General features: G+C 30.6%; 16 protein-coding genes. 14 read left to right on the plus strand and 2 right to left on the minus strand.

What is annotated here, in order from left to right; all coding sequences use genetic code 11:
* Positions 1–388: 388 nt before the first annotated feature.
* A complete protein-coding gene (locus EYW44_RS17170; RefSeq protein ID WP_132725466.1) occupies positions 389–2,596 on the minus strand; it encodes a hypothetical protein in 2,208 nt (735 codons plus the stop codon).
* Between the two features lie 316 nt (positions 2,597–2,912).
* On the opposite strand from EYW44_RS17170, the gene EYW44_RS17175 reads away from it, so the two are divergent.
* The 4 genes from EYW44_RS17175 (at position 2,913) to EYW44_RS17190 (ending at position 8,951) form a co-directional block, all read left to right on the plus strand.
* On the plus strand, positions 2,913–3,659 hold the full coding sequence (locus tag EYW44_RS17175; RefSeq protein WP_132725469.1) for an outer membrane lipoprotein-sorting protein: 747 nt from the start codon (positions 2,913–2,915) through the stop codon (positions 3,657–3,659).
* Positions 3,660–3,736: 77 nt separating this feature from the next.
* Positions 3,737–6,808 carry a WD40/YVTN/BNR-like repeat-containing protein gene (locus tag EYW44_RS17180; RefSeq protein WP_207893808.1) on the plus strand — a complete coding sequence of 1,024 codons (3,072 nt, stop codon included), beginning with the start codon at positions 3,737–3,739 and terminating at the stop codon, positions 6,806–6,808.
* Positions 6,809–8,055: 1,247 nt separating this feature from the next.
* A complete protein-coding gene (locus EYW44_RS17185; RefSeq protein WP_132725472.1) occupies positions 8,056–8,397 on the plus strand; it encodes a hypothetical protein in 342 nt (113 codons plus the stop codon).
* A gap of 278 nt (positions 8,398–8,675) precedes the next feature.
* Positions 8,676–8,951 (plus strand): hypothetical protein, encoded by a 276-nt coding sequence (locus EYW44_RS17190; protein ID WP_132725474.1) that lies wholly within the window; start codon positions 8,676–8,678, stop codon positions 8,949–8,951.
* Between the two features lie 508 nt (positions 8,952–9,459).
* On the opposite strand, the gene EYW44_RS17195 is transcribed toward EYW44_RS17190, so the two are convergent.
* Complete coding sequence (locus EYW44_RS17195; protein WP_132725477.1) at positions 9,460–10,026, minus strand: hypothetical protein; 567 nt, start codon at positions 10,024–10,026, stop codon at positions 9,460–9,462.
* A 156-nt stretch (positions 10,027–10,182) separates the two neighbouring features.
* Here EYW44_RS17195 and EYW44_RS17200 point away from each other — a divergent pair, with 156 nt between their 5' ends.
* From EYW44_RS17200 to EYW44_RS17245, 10 genes are all read left to right on the plus strand, one after another.
* Positions 10,183–11,196, plus strand: a complete 1,014-nt coding sequence (locus tag EYW44_RS17200; RefSeq protein WP_132725479.1) for a helix-turn-helix transcriptional regulator — start codon at positions 10,183–10,185, stop codon at positions 11,194–11,196.
* A 20-nt stretch (positions 11,197–11,216) separates the two neighbouring features.
* Positions 11,217–12,833 (plus strand): AAA family ATPase, encoded by a 1,617-nt coding sequence (locus EYW44_RS17205; RefSeq protein WP_132725482.1) that lies wholly within the window; start codon positions 11,217–11,219, stop codon positions 12,831–12,833.
* Positions 12,833–13,846: a hypothetical protein gene (locus EYW44_RS17210; protein ID WP_132725484.1), complete on the plus strand. Its 1,014-nt coding sequence runs from the start codon at positions 12,833–12,835 to the stop codon at positions 13,844–13,846. The genes EYW44_RS17205 and EYW44_RS17210 overlap by 1 nt, the downstream gene beginning before the upstream one ends.
* 84 nt (positions 13,847–13,930) lie before the next feature.
* Positions 13,931–15,724, plus strand: a complete 1,794-nt coding sequence (locus EYW44_RS17215; RefSeq protein WP_132725486.1) for a type I restriction-modification system subunit M — start codon at positions 13,931–13,933, stop codon at positions 15,722–15,724.
* Positions 15,724–17,061 (plus strand): restriction endonuclease subunit S, encoded by a 1,338-nt coding sequence (locus EYW44_RS17220; RefSeq protein WP_132725489.1) that lies wholly within the window; start codon positions 15,724–15,726, stop codon positions 17,059–17,061. The genes EYW44_RS17215 and EYW44_RS17220 overlap by 1 nt, the downstream gene beginning before the upstream one ends.
* A gap of 3 nt (positions 17,062–17,064) precedes the next feature.
* Positions 17,065–18,678, plus strand: coding sequence for a DNA recombination protein RmuC (gene rmuC / locus EYW44_RS17225; protein ID WP_132725491.1), 1,614 nt, complete (start codon positions 17,065–17,067; stop codon positions 18,676–18,678).
* A 2-nt stretch (positions 18,679–18,680) separates the two neighbouring features.
* Complete coding sequence (locus tag EYW44_RS17230; RefSeq protein WP_132725493.1) at positions 18,681–21,665, plus strand: type I restriction endonuclease subunit R; 2,985 nt, start codon at positions 18,681–18,683, stop codon at positions 21,663–21,665.
* Between the two features lie 104 nt (positions 21,666–21,769).
* Entirely contained in the window at positions 21,770–23,455 is a 1,686-nt protein-coding gene (locus EYW44_RS17235; protein WP_132725496.1) for an AAA family ATPase, read from the plus strand.
* On the plus strand, positions 23,448–23,918 hold the full coding sequence (locus EYW44_RS17240) for a hypothetical protein (RefSeq protein ID WP_132725498.1): 471 nt from the start codon (positions 23,448–23,450) through the stop codon (positions 23,916–23,918). The genes EYW44_RS17235 and EYW44_RS17240 overlap by 8 nt, the downstream gene beginning before the upstream one ends.
* A 19-nt stretch (positions 23,919–23,937) precedes the next feature.
* The gene (locus EYW44_RS17245) at positions 23,938–24,753 is read left to right on the plus strand and encodes a 5-methylcytosine restriction system specificity protein McrC (RefSeq protein ID WP_132725501.1); all 816 of its coding nucleotides are present in this window, start codon (positions 23,938–23,940) and stop codon (positions 24,751–24,753) included.
* Positions 24,754–24,952 lie beyond the last annotated feature (199 nt).

Raw genomic sequence — 24,952 nt, forward strand, 5'->3', positions numbered from 1 at the left:
TAGGTGGACACTTTAGTTTTTTATTTAATAATTAGAGTTCACTAAGAACTCTAAGAAACTACAAATTTACAGGTTTTTTGACGAAGATTTTACTAGAAAATTACAATGAGTTTGTATTAATAAAAAAGATGACAATCAATTTTGAAAGTCATCTTTTTTTAAGTTTTTATTTGGTTAATATTGTAATGACTTATACCAACATACCGTCTACTATATTGTTTACAAGTATAGTATTAGATTCTGTATTAAATACTGCATTATTAATAAAATTATCTTTATAAATAAAAGCACTAGTGCTATTTCCTGAAAAACTGAATAAGTTAGCTTTATTTGTAGGTAACTCAACAAAATTATTTATAAATCTAAATATAAAGGGGCAGTAATTTTTTTAAAAAGGATCATTAGTATAATATGTACCTGAAATAATTATTTTAGTACTACTAGATAAGTTTGTACCATTCCATTCTTGAGGAGAATTATCAGATGTATTTATAAGCCCTAACCATATTTGGTTAGTACCAAAATGTACAGCTTGAATAGTTACTTCAGCCTTAGAGTTAGTAATGCTAGCTGAATCAAAAGATAGAGAAAAAGAACCATTCGAATTAACAGGTTTGTAAGGTAATGTTTTTTGGTACAGATAATAAGAGTTGTTACGATCACATAAGCCTGACATTTCGCATACAACTTCAAAACTAACTAATCCTCCTATTCTATAATAAGAACCCGAATAATTACCTGTTAAACCATTAAAAGTTACAGGAGCCGAAAAAGATAAATCTCCAAAAGATTCATTTATAGTAGTACCACTAGAAGAATCTCCTGAGGTATTTATAGATGCTATAGCATCATCTATATACTTCTTATTAGGTATATCATTATCTTCCAGTATAGCTATAGGATCATCACTAACTGATCTATATCGCCATGCTCTACCATTCTTATCAGAACCTATACTAAGTTCGTTTATCCTATCTACATTATTTTCTGCTATTCGATTTAAGAGTAAGCCGTCTCCCGAACCTGTCTCTAGTGTAACTTGACTATCACTTGTAGATCGTAGTACTATATGACTGGCTGCATGCATATTAATAATATTTTTTGAAGTGATATTAAAACCATCAATATTAGCACTTAATCCATTACCTATACTAAGTCTATCACCACTATTTTCAGAACTTGTAAAACTAAATGTAGAATTGGGATTTACTTCTACAGTAGTATGACTATCAAGTACTCCACCTAATTTAATACTATGGTTATTGCCTATACTTAATCCATTAGATGCTGTAAAAGTATTAATTGTTTCCAAAGTAGAAGTTATAGCATCATCTACATATTGTTTATGAACAACAGCACCATTACCTAGCAGATTAATATCTTCAATACTAGTATAAGGTAAAATAGCTCCGTTGTCTCTAACAGAAAGTATTGTATTACCAAAGCTATTAAAGTTATGAAAACCTTCAGCTGTATAATCAATTTTCTGATCTGATTGTAAAAGTACTGAAGCTAACTTAGCTTTTAATTCTAAGGGGTTTCCTTCGGAAGATAATTGTACAGAATTTTCTCCATCAGGACCATTGATACGTAAACCAAAATTACCCTGCTCACCAATAATAATTTGAGCATCATCTTCCAATAAAACTTCAGAATTTTGACCACTTGATAATACGCCACTTGTAAAGATTGTAGCGATATTTGGTGGCGTTTTTACAGCATCATCAACATATTTTTTATTAGGAATATCGTTATCTTCTGTAATTTTAAGTGTTCCATTTACATGATATCTAAAAGCTTTAGCATTAGAAGCATTTAAAAGATTCACTTTATCTGATTGTAAACTATCTGCTTGATTTAATAACAAACCTCCTGACTTTGATAAAATCTCTAAAGTACCATTACTAAATCTAGGATTGTTATTCGGTGCAGTTCTGATTGATATTGAAGCATCATCATTTGTATTGGTAGCGGTTCTTATTTTCAAATCATCCGTAAACACATCAACATTTCCAGAATTAACAATTCTGTGTCTACTACCACCAGCATCAAATCCGTCAGCTGTGATGGAAAAACCTCTAGCAGTGCCATAATTTAAGAAAGAGATTGAATTATCGGTTACATCTACGTAAGTGTTTTCTTGCATTTTTCCACCTAATACAACTTCGCCTGTACTATTTACATTTAAACCGTTAGAAGCACTCACGCTATTAGTTAATGAGCTAAAATCAATGGTGAATGTAGAATTATCATCTCTTTTAAAAGTAGCAATACCAGTAGTGTTATTCAAAGTTCCAGATGTTAAACGAGCTAAGTTAGTATCGTCTAAATAAGGGGTAAGATCTATTTGTTTAATAACCTTAGCATCTTTTAAAAAGTAAAGTCTATTATTACTCAAGGTTAAATCATATTCAGCACCATTATTTTCTGAAGTTAACGTTACTTCACCATTTTCATCAATTACAAATCGTCTATTAGCAACTCCTTTAGGTTGTTGAGCGTCAATATAACTATCTATTAAATCGGAAAACTGTTCTTCTGTAGGTATATCACCAGTTTCAAAAAATGTTTTTAATTCTTTTTTACTTTTTTTCATTTGTATTATAATTTAGGTTATTATTATTTTGAAGGGAGGAAGTATTAATTCTACTTTAGAAAACAAATATTGTGTAAAAAAAGAGTTTAATAAAGAAAATGAAGTATCGCTAATTGTAGTTGCAGTTATTTTTTATTGAAAAAAAGAAAACCTTTAAAAACATTAAAAACTCTTTGTTAATAAGGTGGGGAGTTGATAAACTTACTGTTAAGGAAATTATGAAAAAACAATAAAGTCGATTTTTTTTAATAAATTATGTAACATTTTGGATTCTAGGTATTCATATTATATAACATCTATTAAATAAGTACAAAAAATGAAAAATTTAAAAACATTATTATTTGCATTCGTTCTAACCTTTTCAATTGGTAGTTATGCGCAAACAGCAGAAGAAATTGTAGACACTTATCTTGAAAATATTGGAGGTAAAGAAAAGTTATCGCAATTAAAAGGAGTAAAAATGATGGGAAGTATGAAAATGGGAAATATGTCAATTCCATTTGAAATGGTTTCTACTAAAGATGGAAAACAATTAGTAACGATTGAATTACAAGGAAATAAAATGGTATGGTCTGCTTTTGATGGAGAAGTATCTTGGCAAAGAAATCAAATGACGATGGAACCAGAAAAGAGTGATAACGAAGCAACTCAAAACTTAAAAAATGAAATGGAGCAATTTCCAGATCCATTTTTAAACTACAAAGAAAAAGGATATACTGTTGAGTTAATAGGAAAAGAAACTATTGACGGAGCAGAAACTTTTAAAATTAAATTAACTAAAAAACCTATTTTAGTTAATGGAGAATCTAAACCAAACATTTCTCACTATTATTTTGATACAGAAAACTTCGTACCAATTGTAACTGAAACACAGGTAAACGAAGGACCAATGAAAGGACAAACTATAAAATCTACATTAAGTGATTATCAAGAGGTAGACGGTATTTATTTCCCATTTAGTATTGGAAACAAATTTCAAACAATGGAGTTTAAAGAAATGAAGTTAAACCCAGAATTAGAGGCAGCTTCTTTTGCTTTACCTAAACCAGCAGCTAAAAAATAGTCTTTTTTACCTAACTAAACTCAATATGATACAACATCATTCTTAAACTAATGATGTTGTATTACTACCTATCTATTATGTACAAAATTTTAAAAACAGTTGCTTGTAGTATTGTTATCATGTCTACAAGTGTAAACGCCCAAGAAATTGTTTTAAAAGGGAAACAACTTTTTGGAGATATGAAAGCGCGCCATATTGGTCCAGCTTTAATGAGTGGTCGAATTATCGACTTAGAAAACCACCCTACCAATCCTAAAATTATATATACAGGTACTGCTGGTGGAGGTGTATGGAAATCAGAAAATGCAGGAGCTACTTTTACTCCTATTTTTGATGAATACGCACAATCTATTGGAGCAGTAGCTTTAGATCCAAGTGATCCTGACAATACCGTTTGGGTAGGAACAGGAGAAATATGGACAAGAAACAGTGTTTCTCTAGGAGACGGTTTATACAAATCTAAAGATGGTGGAACAAACTGGAAAAAAATTGGATTTGATAAATCAGAAAGAATCAGTAGTATTAAAATAAATCCTAAAAACTCTAATGAAGTATATGTTGCCATTATGGGAGCACTTTGGAGTGATAGCGATGAACGTGGTGTATACAAAACATTAGACGGAGGTAAAACATGGAATAAAATTCTGTATGTAGATCAAAAAACAGGAGCTAGTGATTTAATTATGGATCCTCAAAATCCAAATATATTATATGCTTCTATGTGGGAATTTAGAAGAACCGGATGGGGATTCAATTCTGGTGGAGCAGGTAGTGCATTATATAAATCAACAGATGCAGGTAAAACATGGAACAAAATTCATAATGGATTTCCAAAAGGAGATTTAGGAAGATTTGCAATTGCAATAGCACCATCAAAACCAAACTTAATATTTGCAGTTGTTGAAAGTAAAGAAAACAAAGGATTGTACAGATCTGATGATGCTGGAGCTAACTGGAAGTTATTAAACAGTGATTTCGGATTGGTAGTTCGTCCGTTTTATTTTTCAAGATTAGTAGTACATCCAACTAATCCTGATATTTTAGTAAAAGGAGGTTTATTTGGATCTATTTCTAGAGATGGAGGTAAAACCTTTAAAAATCTAGGAAACATGCACTCAGATATTCATGATATTACATTCGATATCAAAAACCCAGAAGCCATGTATGTAGGTACTGATGGAGGTGTGTACAGAAGCTGGGATGGAGGTGCAACTATGGATATGGTTGACGATTTACCACTGTCACAATTTTATCATATTAGTGTAGATAATGAAGAACCGTACAATATTTACGGAGGATTACAAGATAATGGATCGTGGTACGGACCTTCTTCTTCTCCTGGAGGAATTGAAGCAAGAGACTGGAAACGTGTTGGAGTAGGTGACGGGTTTAGAGTGTTAAGACACCCAACTAAAAAGATCATTTATTCAGAAATGCAAGGAGCGCAACAAGTTTGGAGATATGATGTAGAAAGAAACTATACTAAAAACATTCAACCATTGCCTATTAAAGGAGAAGCAGATTTACGTTTCAACTGGAACGCTCCAATGGCAGTAAGTGCTCATAAACCAGATCGTTTTTACATGGCAAGTCAGTTTTTACATGTAAGTGATGATATGGGAGATAACTGGAAAAAGATTTCTCCAGATTTAACAACAAACGATCCAGCAAAACAAGATAAAGAGTCTGGTGGAATATCAGTAGACAAATCAGGTGCAGAAACACATACCACTATTTTTACCATTGCAGAATCGCCACTTGATGAAAATGTAATTTGGATAGGTACCGATGATGGTAATGTACAAGTAACACAAGATGGTGGAAAAACCTGGACAAATACGGTGGCTAATATTTCAGGATTACCAAAAAACACTTGGGTATATCATATTGAAGCAAGCTCGCATAACAAAGGAACAGCGTATGCAGTTTTTGATGGGCATACTACTGGTGACATGAATACGTATGTATACAAAACGTCAAATTTTGGTAAAACATGGAAGTCGATAGCAACTAAAGACATTGTTGGTTTTGCAAGAAACATTCAGGAAGATTATGTAAATGAAGATTTATTATTCTTAGGTACAGAATTCGGATTGTTTATTACGATTGATGGAGGTAAAAACTGGTCACGTTTTACAAATAATATGCCAGCTACTGCTGTTCATTTTATCGATTTACAGAAAAAAACTAACGATTTAGTTTTAGGAACACACGGACGTGGGGTTATTATTATTGATGATATTTCTCCGTTACGTGAAATTAATCAAACTACGTTAACTAAAAATGTACATTTCTTTAAAACCAAACCAGGAATAATGAAAGAGAAAGGCGGATTTGGTGGAGGTAGTACTGAGTTACAATTTGTGGGTAATAATCCTACTTCAAATGCTAAAATAATTTACTACCTAAAAAAGCGTCATACTTTTGGTAAAATGACCTTGGCAATTAAAGATCAAAACGACAATGAAATTATACAGTTAGTTCCAGGGAAATCTAAAGGAATTAATGTGGCTAGTTGGAACTTCAGACAAAAAAATCCGAAGGTAGCTGCTGGTAAGAGTTTTACTTTTGGAGGCTTTACAGCACCTCGTGTTGCTGAAGGTACTTATAAAGCAGTATTAAAGAAAGGTAAAAAAGAGTATGTAACTAATATTGAAGTTAAAAATGATCCTAACTCGTTAATTTCAGATAGCGATAGAGCAGCACAAAGAAAAACTACTTTAGCTTTATTTGATGATATGGAAGATTTAGCATATTTAGTATATGTAATTGATACACATATTAAAGATGCGACTGCTTTAAAAGACGATAAAAAGTTTAAAAAGACAGCAACCAAAGTAATTAGTTTATTACAACCATTAAAAGAAAGTTTAGTGGTAACTACTGGAGATAATTATGTAGGTGAGGCTGAACCTGAATTACGTGAAAAGCTTTCTGATTTATATGCAGAGGTAGCGAATCAGTTTGAAAAGCCTTCAGCATCTCAATTAGAAAACAAAGAAGTATTAGAAACCAGATTAAAAAAGGCAAAAGCTGATTTTAAGAAAATTGAATCTAAAGAAGTAGCTAAGTTTTTAAAACTGAAAACAAAACAAGGTAAACAGCCTAAAAACATTTTAAGTAAAAAAGATTTTTTAGCTAAAGAATAGTAAAAAACCTTGTAAATTTTTATTTACAAGGTTTTTTTAAGTAATTTTTATATGTAGAAGAACTGTGTCTGTTAACATTCATAAAAACGTTATAGAATTTTTACAACCATTGTAAAACAATCAGCAAGCTTTGAAATTTAGTTTTGTGTACCGTTCAAAACTTCTTAATATTGTTATACAAAAAGAATACAAATTACTGTAATTTTAAGAATAAAAAGAAAACAAAAAGCCATGAATAAAGTACTTGAAATACATAAACTATATGCTGAAACTTTTATTGAATTAATTTCTTTTAGAAGTACTTTATTAAAAGTTTTTGAAGAATAATGATAGCTTTGTAAAAAAGAATTAAAGACTTAAACAAATATTTAAAAAGACTCAAGCCTTATTGGTTTGAGTTTTTTTATGCATATAACCCAAAGTATAACTTGTTTTTCAAACAAAATAAACCTTATCAAATTAAAAAAACATCAAGATCGAAACTAGTTTCGTTCTTGATGTTTTTAAAAAAAGGTCTTGATCAATTTTTTTCTTCTTAGATATTTAGTAAAATTAAAATAAAGAGGAGTCTCGTTATTAAATAAAATCAATCATTGCTTAAAAAGGTTGTTGTTACTGTAAATAATGCTACAATGATTGTTGAAGGTTTATGTGTAAACAAACAATCTGTTTAACGATGAAAAGATTCCTTAATTTGCTCCACTACTTCAGAACGACTCTTTCAATAACATTGTTGTTTTCTTTCTATTTGTTATTGCAGATTTATAATTTGTAAAGTTATGAACTTTTATTATTATAACTTTTATTGTTGTTATTGTGTTGATTTTTAGTTGGGTAATTGGTGTTTGTGGTGTCGTTTTTAATAATGATTTGTATTTCACTTTCATTGTAGTTTCAAACTGTAAACTAATCTACTGCATACTGCTAACTTTTACTCTAGAGGCTCTGTGGCGTTTTCGGGAGTTGTTTTTTTCATCCCAGAGGTTCTGTGGCGTTTTCGGGAGTTGTTTTTTTTATCCCAGAAGTTCTGTGGCGTTTTTTGAAAACTAACTAACGATAAAAACAAGGCAGTTCATCTACTTTTTTAAACTATTCATCTTAATTAGCTGCAGATAAGTTAGTTAAAGTGTAATTTGTGTTCCCGTTTAAAACGTTCATTAACAGTTAGAAAACAAGTTTTACACCTAAGAAATAAGCTCAGCTAATATGAATTTCTTAAATGTAAAAAGTCATAAATACCCCATATTATGAAAATAAAATTATTGAAATCAGTTTTAGTACTATTAGCTTTTGTGTTTACAGCTAATACCTCATTGTTTGCTCAAGAAAAGTCAAAAAAAGAAGAGATGATTGAGCGTAGAAAAGAGAAGAAAGAAAGTATGAGGCAAGAGCGAGAGATTATAAAAGCAGATCGTTTAAAGCAACGTGAACTTAGAAATAGAAAAAGAACAGAATTACAAGAAGAAAGAAAAAAGTTAGCTATTGAAAAACGTGAACAAAGAAGAAAACGAATGGAAGAACAAAGAGCATTATTAAAAGAAAGGCAAGAAAAATTAAGAGACGAGCGAAAAAAACAAAGAAGTAAGTAATTTGTGTCTCAGACATGTGAAATCCCTGTTAAAGTAAGTTTGCAGGGATTTTTTTATGCTTATACATAATATTAGCTCACACGCTAAAAATAATTGATAAACTCCTTATAATCATGCTAAAAAGAATTTAAATATTTGTAAAGTAATAGTTTAAGTTGTATCTTAGAACAGAAGAGTTTATGCTTTAAGTGCATAAAAATTACTGCAACTAACGTAAATAGCATAGCAATAAAATTTGCTTTTTCTTAATAACAAACAAATCACACAAACACCATCTTATGAAGTTAAAATTTTTAAAAACAGCTTTCGTATTATTAGCGTTTATATTTACAGCTAATACCTCATTATTTGCTCAAGAAAATTCTAAAAAAGAAGAAATGAAAGAGCTTCGAAAAGAGAAAAAAGAGAATCGTAAGAAAGAGCGAGAGCTTAAAAAGCAAAAGAAAAAAGAAATGAAAGAGCAAAAAAAGAAAACAATGGAAAGACAAAGGGCTTTGCTAAAAGAAAGAAATGAAAAAATGAAAGAAAAGAAAGCCAAAATGAAGAATAAATAATTTAAATTAAATAAAATAGAAAACCCTGTAAGTATTATGTTTACAGGTTTTTTTGTGAGGTTACAGTTTTTTGATCTCGACTGCGCTCGATCTGACACAGAATGATACTTGGTGATGAAGTAGAAAATCTTTTTAAACTGTCAACTTCGCTAAATCTGACAAGATCATCATTTTTATAGTTTGCGGTATGCAGTAAGTTAGTTTACAGTTTTAAAACAATTGAATACTCTCTTTTGTCTCCTCGAGCATTATTGAGTTTAAAAGCTTTTAAACGAAGATAGCTTACAAAGTAAGTCGAGAGGTTGTTTAGTAAACGTATTACTCATTGATCTCGACTCCGCTCGATCTGACACAGAATGACACTTGGTGATGAAGTAGAAAATCTTTTTAAACTATCAACTTCGCTCAATCTGACATGATCATCATTTTTATAGTTTACAGTATGCAGTAGGTTAGTTTACAGTTTTAAAGTTGGCTATTTTTACTGTAGTAGTTTAATTTAAAATTTTTAATGCAAAATGCTACCATCTTTTTTTAATCTGGGAGGGTGACCATTTCTTCCTTTTAAATGCCAAAAAATATATTCTTTTTCGTACTCAGAAATTCTACCTAATTCATATTCTGAAGAAATTAAGGAAGCTATTTTAGAGTGATATTTTTGAGGTGAGTGAACAAATATAAAATAAGCAGATGCTTTTTTTGCTTTTAACCTATGCATGCCAGGAAAACCATATTTTTTGGTAAGTTGAATTAGTTTTTTAGTGTTTGATGCATCAATTTTATCTCTTAATAGTAAAATACTGTCTTGTGCCTTTTTATAGTTTGTAAACCTGTTGCCTAGTTTAGCTTTCTTTTCGTTGTAAAAAAGGTGTTTTCCATTACTTTTTCTATCAACTTTATAAGCAGAGTCTAATTTAATAGCGCTATATCTTATGTTTTGATCTATTAAATACATAGAATCAACAACTTTATTTAAATAAATTAAGTTGTTGCTGTTAAGTTTTTTTATAGAAGTACATGCGCATAGTTTACATAATACACAAACCCTAAAAGTATGTACTAAAACATTTTTCATAGTTTCAAGGTAAACATTAAAGTAATAGAAGCCATTTTGTGGCTACCCATAAAGATACTTTTTTTGTAGTATATGAAAAAAATGTACCATTAAAATCAAGCTTTAAAGTAGCCATATATAAGTATATTTACATACTTATAAAACGAACCTCCGTTTATGACCAACAGTAAACATGCGCATCTTAGATATAATATTTTAGATTATTGCTTTAGAAAAAAGGCATTTACATTTAATCAATTACTAACCTATGTAAATGAAAAGATAGCACAACATTATCCTGAAGAAAATATATCAGAAAGAACGTTAAGAGACGATTTAAAATTATTTAGAGATTCAAAAAAAGGTTTTGGCGCTCCTTTACCCAGTAAAGCCAGAATTTTACAATACGAAAACCTTAACTTTTCAATTGCAAGCAAGCCATTATTAGCCTACGAACAATATTTAATAGATGCTTCTGTACAACTTTTAGAACGATTTGAAAACCATCCTAAATATGATAGACTAGCCGAAGCACTTTTTAAGTTTCAAGACAATGAAACTCTAGCAAATAACACAGATATTAGCAAGGTTGTTTTTTTTGATCATAATGAAGAGTATAAAGGAATACATCATTTAAAACCTTTGTATCATGCCATTCATAATAAAAACGTTTTAAAAATTACCTACAAAGGGTTTAAAGATAGTACCCCTAATTCATACAAATTTCATCCGTATTACTTAAAGCAGTATGATAACCGTTGGTTTTCATTTGGTCAAAACCCAAATTTTGATAACATTACTAATTTGACATTAGACCGTATAATTAATATTGAAATATCAGATAAGCAATATGCAGAAACCCGTATCGATTTTAAAGAATACTTTGAAGGTATTATAGGTGTAACTTTTGACGAAAATCAAAACCCTATTGAAATAATCATTAGTATTGAAAAATCATTATGGACATATATTAAAACAAAACCATTACACGGTTCTCAAAAGGTTAAGCAAGAACATCAAGACCATATTGATATAAGCTTACAGCTCATTCCAAATTACGAATTAGAAAGTATGCTATTACAATACGGAGAAAGACTAACAGTATTAGAACCCGAAACATTAAGGAAGTCTTTAAAAGAAAGAACTAAAATGATGATGGCAAACTATAACAGTGTAGATACAATGCACTAATAAGAACAATATTTGAAAAAATGAATAAACAAACAAAAGGTATTGCCTTTAAAAATTTCAGACGTTTCCAAAACTTCCCAATGCTTCAATTTGGAGACATTACATACTTAGTTGGTCGAAACAATTCAGGAAAATCCACAATGGTTAAAGCACAGCTTTTAATGATGGATTATTTACAAAATCAACTATACAATACATTTTCTTTTGATAATTCGGTACTTGAAGATGCTAATATTGTAACCTTTGGTAGAGCAAAAAATAATAAGTCAACCTCTGATTTAATTGAGTTTAAAGTCATACTAAATAATATAGAGTTTTCTGTAGTTATTACAGGTAAAGATGATAATACCAAAGCAAAAGTTCAAACCTTTACTGTTAACGATCCTAATGATGCTATTTCTTTAAAGGTCGATTATATAGAAGAAAACATAAACTTAAAAAAAGGGCAAAAACTTATTGATTCAAATGCTCAAGAAATCGATAAGCAAAAGCAACGCTTATCTGAAGATCTTTTGAAAATTGAACAAGAACTTGTAAATATACCTTCTAAAGCATCAAAAGAATATTTAGCACTTAATGATAAAAAAAATGGGATTTTAAAACAAATCGAAAAAATCGATAAACTAAATAAAGATGTAAAAGAGGAAGAAGCCTATGACTATGATGTCACGTATCCACTCAAATTTCTGCGTGTAGAGGATATGTATGAGATAAAGGAAGATGATGATGATTTTGACAATATTGTATTATCTGAAGACACGATGATACAAGAGTTTATAAGTATTGTACTATGGTTTAATAATATTCAATATAAAAAAGATGCAGAAGCAGCTAGAAATAATATAGATGTTGATTTTAACCCTAACTCTATTGAAGTACATCAAAATAAAGGAAAACTAGAAAAATGGGCAAATAAAGTGAGTAACGTCATTAACGAGCAATCTTTTAATTATATACCAGCAAATCCTAGCAAGCAATCTGCCTTATTTGCTTTGCGAGATAAGAATAATGATTTAGCGCAAGCCATACATAATTTTAAACAAGCGGGATTAGATAAAAAAGCTGATTCGAAAAAATTTGTAAAGTATTGGATGAAGGAATTTGAAGTTGGCGAAGATTTTTCAATAAAGTTTTATGCTGGAGAGGCTTACGAATTTCACGTTTTAGAAGATGGTGCTCAAAATCACTTATCCGATAAAGGAATGGGTTCACTTCAAGTGATGAGTCTTATTTTAAAGTTAGCTACGATTCTTTATGATAAAAGGACCAATAACAAGTATACGCCCACAGTATTAATCGAAGAACCTGAACTTAATTTACATCCAGAATTACAATCAAAATTAAGTGACTTTTTGTTAGAAGTATCTAAAAAGAATGTGCAGTTTTTAGTAGAAACACATTCCGAATACATTATTAGAAAAGCTCAGTTAATTGCAATTCAAGAAGATTATTTGTCTAATCAAGAACTAAACCCTAATCCTTTTAAAATATTTTATTTTCATAAAAAAGAAGGACCTTACGAAATGAAATTCAACTCAAAAGGAAAGTTTGATAGAGACTTTGGTCCTGGATTTTACAATGAAGCAGGTAGTTTGACAATGAAGATGATTAAAGAACTACGTAAAAAACAAGCTTAATGACAACCTTATATACCGAAAAAGAAATATTGGAGGACATAGCTTTGTTTTCTGAAGAGTTTCCTCACTGGCACAAAGTTATTACAAGTGGTTTACCTGTATATGTTAATATTAATGATAGTGATTTGGAGGAGAAATTATTAGATCCCGAAGATCCAATTTTTATGGCATATAATGCTTCGGCTACAATGGAGTTGCCAGTAGCGTTAGATACTTATTTTACAAACATAAAAACAGATTTAACTCAAATTGTAGATAAGCCAAAATCAATTTTTTTATTAGATATAGAAGATAATTTAGCTCTAAATGTGCGTAAAGATTATGGAATGGCAGTATATTCAACTAGTAATCTTCCTGAGAGTATTTTTACTTTTGCATTCTCTTTAGACTTAGAAAAAGCACAAACAATTGATACAAATTGGAAAGGAATTTTAAGTTTTGAAAAACCATTATCAAATAGTTTAATTATAACAGATAATTATTTTTTCAATAATGAAGATAATAATTTAAATAGAGGGTTTAGTAATTTGGTTAATTTCCTTGATGCTTATCTACCAAATAAATTGGCTATTGATTATCACGTAACAATTTTTGCAGAAGATAATGACAGAACTAATGAATGGTGGATTAAAGAATATGGGAAATTAGTAGCGTTAATAAAACCATTAAGAGAATTCGAAATTAACCTTGAATTAGTGCTTGGATCCACAATTCATAGAAGACGTCTAATAAGTAATTATGTTTTTGGTAAAACCGATCAAGGTTATGATGTTTTTCACGCAAAAAAAATCGAAGACGTAAGGTTTGATAATGAATTTGAACATTTTGAAATATTTTCGAATTTAGATAATCTTGGCACAAAATATTTTCAAGCATCAGATAATACTATAATAAAATTGGAAAAAATTTCCAACAGTGTATGTGAGTATGTAAGTGTTAATGGGAATTCCTCAGGAAGAATGTTATTCGGATGTAACAAAAACAAAACAATCAAAAACCGATTATTAAATTAATTAAAATAATGTGTGCACTAAAAATGCACACATTATTCCCATATTTGCAATGTCAAACAAAATAAAAGACAACAAACACTCAAAATGAGCAACCAAAATAATAAAGTAGAAGTAGGATTTATTTGGCAGATTACAGATGATGTTTTACGTGATGCCTTCAAAAAAAATGAGATTGGCGATGTCGTATTACCATTTGTAGTGATCCGTAGATTAGATTGTATTTTACAACCTGTAAATGCCAAAGTACGTGATACCTTTGTAAAATTTCACGACAAATTATCTTCAGAAAAATTAATTCCTGTACTGCGTAAAGCAGCAGGTGGCTTAAAGTTTTACAACACATCCAAGCATACCTTACAGTCTTTAAAAGACGAACCGCAATACATAGAAATCAACTTTAACAACTACTTGCAAAGTTTTAACCCAGAAGTACAAGAAATTTTAGAGAGTTTCCAATTCGATAAAATTGTAGCGCGCTTGGTAAAAAACAGGTTGTTATACGAAATGATTGATGCTATCTGTAAAATTGATTTACATACAGAAGCTATCGACAATCACGGTATGGGTTATGTTTTCGAGGAGTTAATTCGTATATCAAACGAGCAATCTAACGAAACCGCTGGAGAACATTTTACACCTCGAGATGTGATTGAAATTATGAACAATTTCTTGTTTGCAGGCGAAAAAGAAAAGCTATCACAACCAGGTATCATTCGTACCATTTTTGACCCTGCCTGTGGTACTGGTGGTATGGTGAATTTAGGTAAAAAGTTTATTCTCGATAAGGTATGTGCCGATAGTAATCATAAACCAACATTGGTAACTTATGGACAAGAAATTAACGAACAATCGTATGCCATAGCAAAATCGGAAGCCTTAATTACAGGAGAAAATGCCAATAATATTAAACACGGTAACTCATTTAGCGAAGACTGTTTTCAAGGGAAATCCTTTCATTATATGATGGCAAATCCACCGTATGGTGTTACGTGGAAAAAAGACCGAAAGTTTATAGAGAATGAAGCCTTAAACCCTTCTGGACGTTTTTATGCAGGTACACCAAGAGTAAGTGATGGGCAATTACTGTTCTTACAACATATGTTATCTAAAATGGAACGTGAAGGTTCTCGTATTGGTGTGGTTACCAATGGATCACCTTTGTTTACAGGTTCTGCGGGTAGTGGCGAGAGCGATATTCGTCGTTGGATTATAGAAAACGATTGGTTAGAATGTATCGTAGCATTACCTAAAGATTTGTTTTATAATACAGGTATTAACACGTACATCTGGTTTTTAACCAATAATAAAGCACCACATCGTAAAGGTAAAATTCAGTTGATAAATGGTGATGCTAAAGAAACCATAATTACAGAAGGTAATGGTAAAGACAAAGAAAAACACCTATTCTGCCAACCCAACAAAAAGAGTTTGGGTAACAAACGAAACGAAATCACATCACAACACATTGCGCAATTGTTGGAGTTGTACCAAAACTTCGAGGAGGATGAAGATGGTCACTCTAAAATATTCGATAACGAATACTTTGGTTACTACCAGCTAACGGTAGAACAGCCTAAAGTGGACGAAAACGGTAAAATGGTATTAGACAAAAAAGGCAACCCAAAACCAGATACCAAAAAACGTGATAATGAAAGTGTTCCATTGACCGAAGATGTAGAGACCTATTTTGAAACCGAAGTAAAACCACACGTACCGAACGCTTGGATAGATTACGATAAAACCCGTATTGGTTACGAAATTAACTTTACCAAGTATTTTTACAACTATACACCATTACGACCTGCAAAAGAGATTAAAAGCGAGATTATAACCTTGGAGAATGACATTGCTAACTTATTAAAAGATTTGATTAGCTAATGGAAAAGGTATATGAGACATATAAGGATAGTGGTCTTAATTATTTAGGTGATATTCCTTCACATTGGGAAACTGTGAAATTAAAGTATATAGGAGAAGCTATAACGGGTATAACTTATTCACCAAACGATATAGTTGACGACGAAAATGGACTTTTGGTATTGCGCTCATCTAACATTCAAGATGGTAAATTATCTTTAGATAATAATGTGTATGTTAATAAAGAAATAAAAGAAAAATATTTAACTAAAATTGGAGATATTCTCCTATGCTCAAGAAATGGGAGTAGAAATTTAATTGGTAAGAACATACTTATAGACGAAAAAGTAGCTAATGAAACTTGGGGTGCTTTTATGACTATCTATAGAACACAACATTCAAAGTTTGCTTATTATTTTTTTAATAGCCCAATATTTGATGCACTGTCTAGCCTATTTTTATCTTCAACTATAAATCAATTGACAATTGGTGTAATCAATAATTTTATTCTTGCATTACCACCAAAACAAGAACAAACCCAAATAGCAGCTTATCTCGATTACCACACTAGTAAAATAGATGCGCTTATTACTAAAAAAGAAACTCTAATACAAAAACTACAAGAGCAGCGGCAAGCCGTTATTAACGAGGCTGTTACCAAAGGATTGAACAAAAATGTAGCCTTAAAAGATAGTGGCATTGAGTGGTTAGGTGACATTCCAGCACATTGGAGTGCATCTTATTTAAAGAGATTTTCTGAAAAAATTACCGATGGTGCTCACCATTCACCAAAAACTGAATTAGAAGGGAAAAATTATGTTTCAGTTAAAGATGTTGATGAATTTGGAAATGTTGATTTAAAAGGATGTAAAAAAATATCAGAAGATGATTTTGAGCTTTTAGTACGCAATGGATGTCAACCCGAAATAGGAGATGTTCTTTTAACAAAAGATGGAACAATTGGAAGGGCAGCAATAGTTGAGAATAATGACTTCGTTATTTTGTCTTCACTTGGTTTGATAAGACCAAAAAAAGAAATTTTAAATGAGGGATATTTAAGATATTTTCTTATTTCAGGTTTAAATGTAACTCAAATGTATTCAATGATTGCTGGTGCAGCATTAACTCGATTAACTATTGAAAAAATAAAGCATTTAGTAATCACTATTCCACCCTTAGAAGAACAAAATGAGATTGTATCTACATTAGATAATAAAATACACCAAATGGATATAACTATTAAAGAAGTTAAAACCTCAATCCAAAAACTCAAAGACTATCGTCAATCTTTAATTTCAGAAGCAGTAACAGGTAAAATAGATGTTAGAGAGTGGCAACAACCAGAAAATAAATCATAAAAAATGGAAAAGTATATTTATCTAATTATTGGTCTGTTACTTGGTGCTGTTATTGTTTTTTTATGGCTAAAGCAAAAGTTTGCTACAGAAAATGCGAGGTTATCAGCCCATAAAGAACAAGCTGAAAACGAATTAGCTTTAACTATCAAAAAACTTGAAAGTAAAGAGAAAGATTACGAAGCACTAAATATTAAAAATAACGATGCTATTATAAAGTTAAGAGAGAACCAAGTAGAAATTTCAGCTTTAAATAAAGACATACTTAAACACCAAGAAGACTTTACAAAAATTGAGAAACAAAAAGAGCAATTAGATAAAGACTTAAAAGAAGTAAATGAAAAACTATCACTCGCTAAATCTTTTAACAAAGGGCTAGAAGCAACTATTGAAAAAAACAAACAATCAGAAGCGAAACTCGAAAAAAGTATTGTTGAACTTAATGAGCGTTTAACTAAAAAAACTAACGAATTTAATGAGGTTAACAAACAATTAGCTTCGGCTTTAGCAGATAACAAAGCATTAAAAGCAAATCTAGAAACCCAAAAGAAAGAAATAGAGGAGCTTGGTAAAAAATTCAATACAGAATTTGAAAACATTGCTAGTAAAATATTAAAAGATAATACAAAGTCCTTTTCAGAAGTGAACGAAGCTAAAATTAATGAGTTACTAAAACCTTTAAATAAAGATATAGCAGCATTTAAAACCAAAGTAGAAGAAGTTTACGATAAGGAAGCAAAAGAACGTTTTTCATTAGGTGAAAAAGTAAAAGAATTAGCAGAGAAAAGCGATAAAATTAGTAAAGACGCTATTAACCTAACGAATGCCCTAAAAGGTGAAGCAAAAACACAAGGAAATTGGGGTGAAATGATTTTAGAAACCATACTTGAAAAATCGGGCTTACGTAAAGACGAAGAGTACTTTATGGAGCACCAGTTAAGGGATGAAAAAGGCAAACCTTTACGTTCTGATTCCGAAAATAAAAAAATGCGTCCCGATGCAGTCATTAAATATCCAGATAACAGAAATGTAATCATAGATTCGAAAGTGTCTTTAAATGCATTTACTCGCTATTTGGCAACATCAGATGTAGATGAACAGAAAAGGGAATTAGATGCTCACGTAACAGCTGTTAAAAACCATATAATTGCTTTAAGTACGAAAGGTTATGACGACTATGATAAAGCGCTAGATTTTGTTATGATGTTCATACCTAGTGAACCTGCTTATATTGCTGCAATGCAAGCAGACCCGAACTTATGGAATTATGCTTATGATAAGCGTATTTTATTAATGAATCCAACAAACTTAATTACTGCTTTAAAATTAATTGTGGATTTATGGAAACGCGAATACCAAAATCAAAATGCAATTGCTATTGCTGATAGAGGGGCAAAACTGTACGATAAATTCGTAGGTTTTGTAGAAAATTTAGAAAAAGTAGGTACTCATATAGAAAGAGCACAATCGTCTTACACAGATTCTTTTAAACAATTAAGTACGGGTAATGATAACCTAGTTTTACAGGCTACAAAACTTAAAAACCTAGGGATTAAAAATAAAAAAGAGTTAAATCAAAGCATTGTCAACGATGCAGAGATTCATAAACTTACAGAATAGTTATGGCAGGAGGCACTAAGGAAATACATTTTGAAGACCATATTGTAAATTATTTAACCCAAGAGGTTAAAGAGTATAATTTGGTAAATACAAACAAGTACGATAAAAAATTATGTATCATACCAGAAGATGTATTGGCATTCATTAAAGAAAGTCAACCCAAGAAATACCAAAACATACAAACGCATTTAGGTGCATCTACAGATACTAAAATTGTAGAAGCGGTTGCTAAAAGTGTTCGCAACAACAAAACCTTAAAAACCTTACGTAGTAAATTACGCATTTCGGGAGAGCGTTTAGATTTGGTATATTTTCAACCTGCTAATAACAAAACACCAGAGCACGAAACGTGGTATAGGCAAAACCGTTTATCTGTCATTAGGCAATTAGCGTATTCTACTAAAAATAATAATGAATTAGACTTATGCTTTTTTATAAACGGTATTCCTGTAGCCACAGCAGAATTAAAAAATGCACTTACAGGGCAAAATCATCACAATGCCATTAAACAATATATGCAAGACCGCGACCCTAATGGAGAACCACTATTAGAGTTTCAGCGTTGTTTGGTACACTTTGCTATGGGTACAGAAAAAGTATTTATGACAACCAAATTAGCAGGTAAGTCAACCTTCTTTTTACCATTTAATCAAGGATTGAGAAATTATAACCCTAATGGCTTTGCCACAGCCTATGTTTGGGAAGATATTTTACGAAAAGAGTCTTTGTTAGATTTGATTCAAAACTTTATTAATCTACAAGAAGATGTAGACAAAGCTTACGACCCAAAAACAAAAGCAATTGTAGAAAAGAAATCTACCAAGTTATTATTTCCTAGATTTCATCAATTAAAAGCGGTTAGGCGTTTATTAGACCAATTAAAAATTGATGGTACAGGCACTAACTATTTAATACAACATTCAGCTGGTTCAGGTAAATCCAATACTATTACGTGGTTAGCATATCGTTTGGCTAATTTCTACCAAAATTATACAGATAATGCTGCTTTATTCGATTCTATCATTGTAGTAACCGATAGGCGTGTATTAAATACGCAGATACAAAATAATATCAGGCAAATAGACAATGTGCCTGGTATGGTAGAATATGTAGATGAGAAAAAAACGTCGCAAGATTTAAAAACTGCCATCAAAGAAGGGAAAAGAATTATAATTACGACCATTCAAAAATTCCCAGTCATTTCAGATGCTGCAAGTGAATTCCCAGACCGTAAATATGCGGTTATTATTGATGAAGCACATAGTTCACAATCAGGTGAGACCTCAAGGCATATGCGTAAAGCTTTAAGTTTAGAAGATGCAGCTATATTAGACACACCTGAAAAGGATTTAGATGAGGTAATAGCAGATGAAATCAGTAAAAAAGGACAACAACCTAATATCTCACAATTTGCTTTTACAGCTACACCTAAACCTAAAACCATAGAGTTATTTGGTACAGTACAGCCAGATGGTGGTAAAGAACCATTTGATATTTACTCAATGGAGCAAGCCATTAAAGAAGGTTTTATTTTAGATGTGTTAGAAAACTATATGTCATTTAAACGCTATTACAGATTAATAAAGCGTAGTGATATAGAAGATAAAGAATACGAAAAGAAAAAAACCGTACGTGTTTTAGGAAATTATGTCGATTTACAAGATCACGGAATTGAAAAGAAAGCACGTATTATTTTAGAACATTTTTCAGCAGAAACCCAAAATAAAATTCAGGGGAAAGCAAGAGGAATGCTCGTTACTAAATCACGTTTACACGCAGTACGTTTTAAAAGAAAATTTGACGATGTAATGCGAGAAATGAAACTACCTTACGAAGCTTTAGTAGCGTTTTCAGGTACGGTAAAAGATGATGAAACAGGTGAGGAATACACCGAAACCAATATGAATGATTTAGGTGGTAAAATTAGCATTCCTGATGCGCTTAAACTACCTAAATACCGCTTGTTAATTGTTGCAAACAAATACCAAACTGGGTTCGATGAACCTATGATGCACACAATGTTTGTGGATAAAAAATTAGGAGGTACGAGCACAGTACAAACCTTATCGCGTTTAAATAGAAATGCGCGAGGTAAAGAATCTACTATGGTATTAGATTTTGTAAATGACCCAGAAGATGTACAAGCAGATTTTCAAAAATATTACGGTAAAAACTTTATTCAGGAAGAAAACTTAACAGACCCTAATGCGATTTATGATAGCTTAAATCAAGTAGAGAGTTTTGAAGTGTACTACCCTCAAGAAGTTGAAGCTTTTGCCAATATATTCTTTACGGAAGAGGATAACTTTGAAAAACTACAACCTATTTTAGAAGAGATAGCGGCTCGTTTTGTAGATAACTTACAAGAGGAAGACCAAGCAGCCTTTAAAAGTGCTGCAAGTTCTTTTGTGAAACTGTATCGTTTTTTAAGCCAAATCATCACATTTACCGATGTAGAATTGGAAAAGGTATATGTGTTTTTAACAGCTTTAATAAAAAAGTTGCCTTATGCCAAAACATCTTTACCATTAGATGTAGTAAACGATGTAGAGTTAGATAGTTATAAAATTCAACATAAGTACACAACCCAATTAAAGTTAGAATCAGCAGATGGAGAGCAAGAAGGTATGCAACCAAGTGGAGCATCTGGAGCAAAAGATGAAGAGTTTGATTTTCTTACTAAAATCATCAAAGTTTTAAATGAAACCTATGGTATAGAATTAACCGATGAAGATAAGGTCGAGTTTAAAAGAATGAAAGAGAATATTTATTCGAATGCAGAGTTAATGTCTTTCTTTAATAAAGGAAACTCAAAGGATAATATCAAAGATAAGTTTAGTGAAGAAGTAGATTCAGAGTTATTAAACTTCATTGATAAGAAGTTGGATTTTTACAATAAAATGACAGAAGATAAGATTAACACGCTATTTAAAACAATGTGGTTTAACGAATTATATGATGCTCGTGTTAGAGGTATTGGTAAATAAAATTAAATTTTAAAAAATGAGAAATCCTAATTGGTCAAGAATACACGAGCTTTTCGATGAATTTATCAATTCATTTATAATTAATAAAAACAGCATTTTAACGGATGATACTATTTATACTTTCTATTGAAACTATAAATAGTATTCAAGGTAGGTTTATTGAAAATTATAATGATGAAAAGGACTTAAAATTTCAAGAAAAATTAGCAAGTCAATTTGAAGGTGCATCATACAATGAAAAACTTGTATTTGCACACGCCGAATGGTTATGGTCTTATTCGGTGAATGACTTGCAAACAGCAACAAAGAAAAATTACACAAAAACAATAACCGGTTTAGAGGATTCAAAAATAAAAGATGAACCTTATAAATACGGTTTTGGTAGTGCTGGTCAATTTCATAAAACCAATAAATATTGGGAGATAGCATTTAATATTGAATTAATAAAAACACTTGTTGAAAAACAATCTGAAGGTGCAGATTTAGAAGAATTAAAAAATTGGGTTGAAGCCATTTGCTTATATCTTAAATACTATCAAGAGAAAGAGAAATATCCTGTAGATGCAAAATTTAGAGAAAGATTTCAAGATAAGGCTCTAACGATGTATAATATATTAACATATTGTGCTTTTCCAGATCGTTACGAAAGAATTGCTTCTAATGGTCATAAAGCTCAAATTTACCATACATTTAGGTCGCTAATTAAGGAAGAAGAAGGTGAAAACACCAATGCTGATGAATGTATTTTATTAATAAGAGAAAAGCTAAATAAATGGAGGAATAATGGTTTTGACTTCTACGAAAATGACCTAAAAAAGCTATGGAATTATAGTGCAAGTGATATACCTTATGATGAATTACAAGCAATATTATACAAAAAAGCGATTGTTTTATATGGCCCACCAGGCACAAGTAAAACGCATTCTGCAAATACAATAGCAAATGCACTTATAAAAGAAAGCTATCTTAAAAATAAAGGAAATCTTGATACCTTCTTTTCAAATAGTGAATCAATTGTTAATAATAGAATACATAGACTTCAATTACACGCAAATTATACATACGAAGATTTTGTTGCAGGTGTGCAATTGGTTGAAGACCAAACCAAACCACAAAAAGGTAAACTGTTTGAGTATTGTGCTTTAGCAAAAAATGATACTGGCAATCTACCTCACGTTTTAATATTAGACGAAATCAATCGTGTTGATTTATCAAGAGTCTTTGGGGAAGTTTTTTCAGCAATGGAAAATAGAAATGAAGATATTGTAACAGCAGTTGGTAACTTTAAATTAAACATTCCAGATAATTTATACATAATTGGTACAATGAATGAAATCGACTTTTCTTTAGAGCAAATAGATTTCGCTTTAAGACGTCGTTTTTTATGGTTCCCTTACGGTTACAATTCAGGTATCTTACAAGGTATTGTTTATTTAAAAAATGAAAAACAAAAGGCAGGCTTATCACATAGAGATATTGAACGTTTAGTAAATGCTGCTAATGCTTTAAATATTGCCATATCTAATGCGGATGAATTAGGAAAACAGTTTGAAATTGGTCATACATTTTTTGCTGAAATAGTTGATATATATTCGTCTTTTAAAGCTATCAACAATAAAACAAATAGAATTAAAGATAAATTATTCAGAGCTAATGGTCCTGCATCTATTCTTTGGGATATTTCTATTCAACCCATTTTAGAAGCCTATTTGGGCAACGTTGAAGAAGATGAAAAAAAGAAAACAATTAATGATTTAAACAACACCTTCTTTAAAGCATCACTTGAATAATACTATTAAGCATATAGTTCATTTAAAAGAAAGCACTTGTATTGGTAATAAGTTGAGTTATGACATAATTCAATTTGTTAATGCTCAAGTTATTTCTAAAAATTCATTTTTTCATTTTTCTGATAAAGAAAGAGAAGCTGAACCTGTTTTTAATTATTACAATAATCAATGGAGGGTAAATAGATTTGTTGGTGAAATTTCATTTACATTTCAAGAGAAAGAATATCAAATTATTATTAAACCAAGGTTTGGTGAATTGTTTTTATTTGAATTATTAGAAGTCATTTTTAATTTCAAATTCGCAAAGAGCAAACAATCATTAAGTAAATCTGACATCACAGATAATTACATAAAACGTATAATAGCTAAAATTTGGTTATCAAAATTAATACAGGCAAATAAGTATGGTTTACCTCGTACAAATAAGAAAAGAGTTTTTTCTGGAGCACAAATAAAAGGGTAAGTTAGAGGTTAGAAACAGTATGTTATCTTACAAAAACAACAATAAGTTAATATCGTCAAGCTATGAAAAAACGATCAACCCAGATATAGCATCATTGTTATATGAAGCGTTTAAAAAACTATTAAAAAGTTACGGTTTACCACAAATAAATAGACTACCAAAAAACGCAATTCAAATAATACACCAATTAGAATTAGCGAGAGGTAAATCTTTAAAACGACAATCATTTTACGATACTTCTAAATTGCCAAAAATATACCAATCCTTCAAAGAAGTATTAGATTTATCAATATCCATTTTAACTAACAAAACAATGAATAACCAAGCTTCAAATAAGCACGGTTACTCATGCTTTTTAGATATGGCTGAAATTTGGGAAATGTATTTATTGAAAATTTTTCAAGTAAAGTTCAAACTTGAAGGTTGGCAAGTAGAATCTGAAACAATACAATCTTATAAGGGAAGCTTTTATTCACGTAAATTAATTCCAGATATCGTATTAAGTAAAGGTAATAAAGTAGCTGTTTTTGATGCTAAGTACAAATTTATGAAAGGTCATTATTCAGATGTTGATAGATCAGATTTCTTTCAAATTCATACTTATAAGGCATATTACAATAAGAAGAATAAATTAGTAATTTCAGGTTTGTTATATCCTATTACTTCAAACAATATCAAAAAAGAATCTGTAAATAGCATTTTGAATGATTACACAAAGTTTTTAATAGGTGGAATAAATATTGAAGAGTTTACTAATACCGAGGAGACAATTTTAAAGTTTAGAAAATCTGCAAACGAACTATTATTTTATATAGAAAAAGAATTGATAAATTAATACATTATACGAAGAAAAAAGTCAGTTTTATACCTGATAATTTGATTAATAAAACAACAAACCCTGTAAACATAATGCTTACAGGGTTTATTTGTGGAGACGCCGATATTCAAACAGGTTTTTTTATAAAAACTTATCAAGCTTTAAAAATGGCTTTAAACCTATTGTTTTTAATGTATGTAGCTTTTTTATGTCTTTT

Source organism: Tenacibaculum sp. M341 (genome assembly GCF_004337695.1).
GTDB lineage: Bacteria > Bacteroidota > Bacteroidia > Flavobacteriales > Flavobacteriaceae > Polaribacter.

Excerpts from the sequence above, each read along its gene's own strand:
- EYW44_RS17170 (WP_132725466.1), bottom strand. The coding sequence starts at position 2,596 with ATGAAAAAAAGTAAAAAAGAATTAAAAACATTTTTTGAAACTGGTGAT.
- EYW44_RS17175 (WP_132725469.1), top strand. The coding sequence starts at position 2,913 with ATGAAAAATTTAAAAACATTATTATTTGCATTCGTTCTAACCTTTTCA.
- EYW44_RS17180 (WP_207893808.1), top strand. The coding sequence starts at position 3,737 with ATGTACAAAATTTTAAAAACAGTTGCTTGTAGTATTGTTATCATGTCT.
- EYW44_RS17185 (WP_132725472.1), top strand. The coding sequence starts at position 8,056 with ATGAAAATAAAATTATTGAAATCAGTTTTAGTACTATTAGCTTTTGTG.
- EYW44_RS17190 (WP_132725474.1), top strand. The coding sequence starts at position 8,676 with ATGAAGTTAAAATTTTTAAAAACAGCTTTCGTATTATTAGCGTTTATA.
- EYW44_RS17195 (WP_132725477.1), bottom strand. The coding sequence starts at position 10,026 with ATGAAAAATGTTTTAGTACATACTTTTAGGGTTTGTGTATTATGTAAA.
- EYW44_RS17200 (WP_132725479.1), top strand. The coding sequence starts at position 10,183 with ATGACCAACAGTAAACATGCGCATCTTAGATATAATATTTTAGATTAT.
- EYW44_RS17205 (WP_132725482.1), top strand. The coding sequence starts at position 11,217 with ATGAATAAACAAACAAAAGGTATTGCCTTTAAAAATTTCAGACGTTTC.
- EYW44_RS17210 (WP_132725484.1), top strand. The coding sequence starts at position 12,833 with ATGACAACCTTATATACCGAAAAAGAAATATTGGAGGACATAGCTTTG.
- EYW44_RS17215 (WP_132725486.1), top strand. The coding sequence starts at position 13,931 with ATGAGCAACCAAAATAATAAAGTAGAAGTAGGATTTATTTGGCAGATT.
- EYW44_RS17220 (WP_132725489.1), top strand. The coding sequence starts at position 15,724 with ATGGAAAAGGTATATGAGACATATAAGGATAGTGGTCTTAATTATTTA.
- rmuC (WP_132725491.1), top strand. The coding sequence starts at position 17,065 with ATGGAAAAGTATATTTATCTAATTATTGGTCTGTTACTTGGTGCTGTT.
- EYW44_RS17230 (WP_132725493.1), top strand. The coding sequence starts at position 18,681 with ATGGCAGGAGGCACTAAGGAAATACATTTTGAAGACCATATTGTAAAT.
- EYW44_RS17235 (WP_132725496.1), top strand. The coding sequence starts at position 21,770 with ATGATACTATTTATACTTTCTATTGAAACTATAAATAGTATTCAAGGT.
- EYW44_RS17245 (WP_132725501.1), top strand. The coding sequence starts at position 23,938 with ATGTTATCTTACAAAAACAACAATAAGTTAATATCGTCAAGCTATGAA.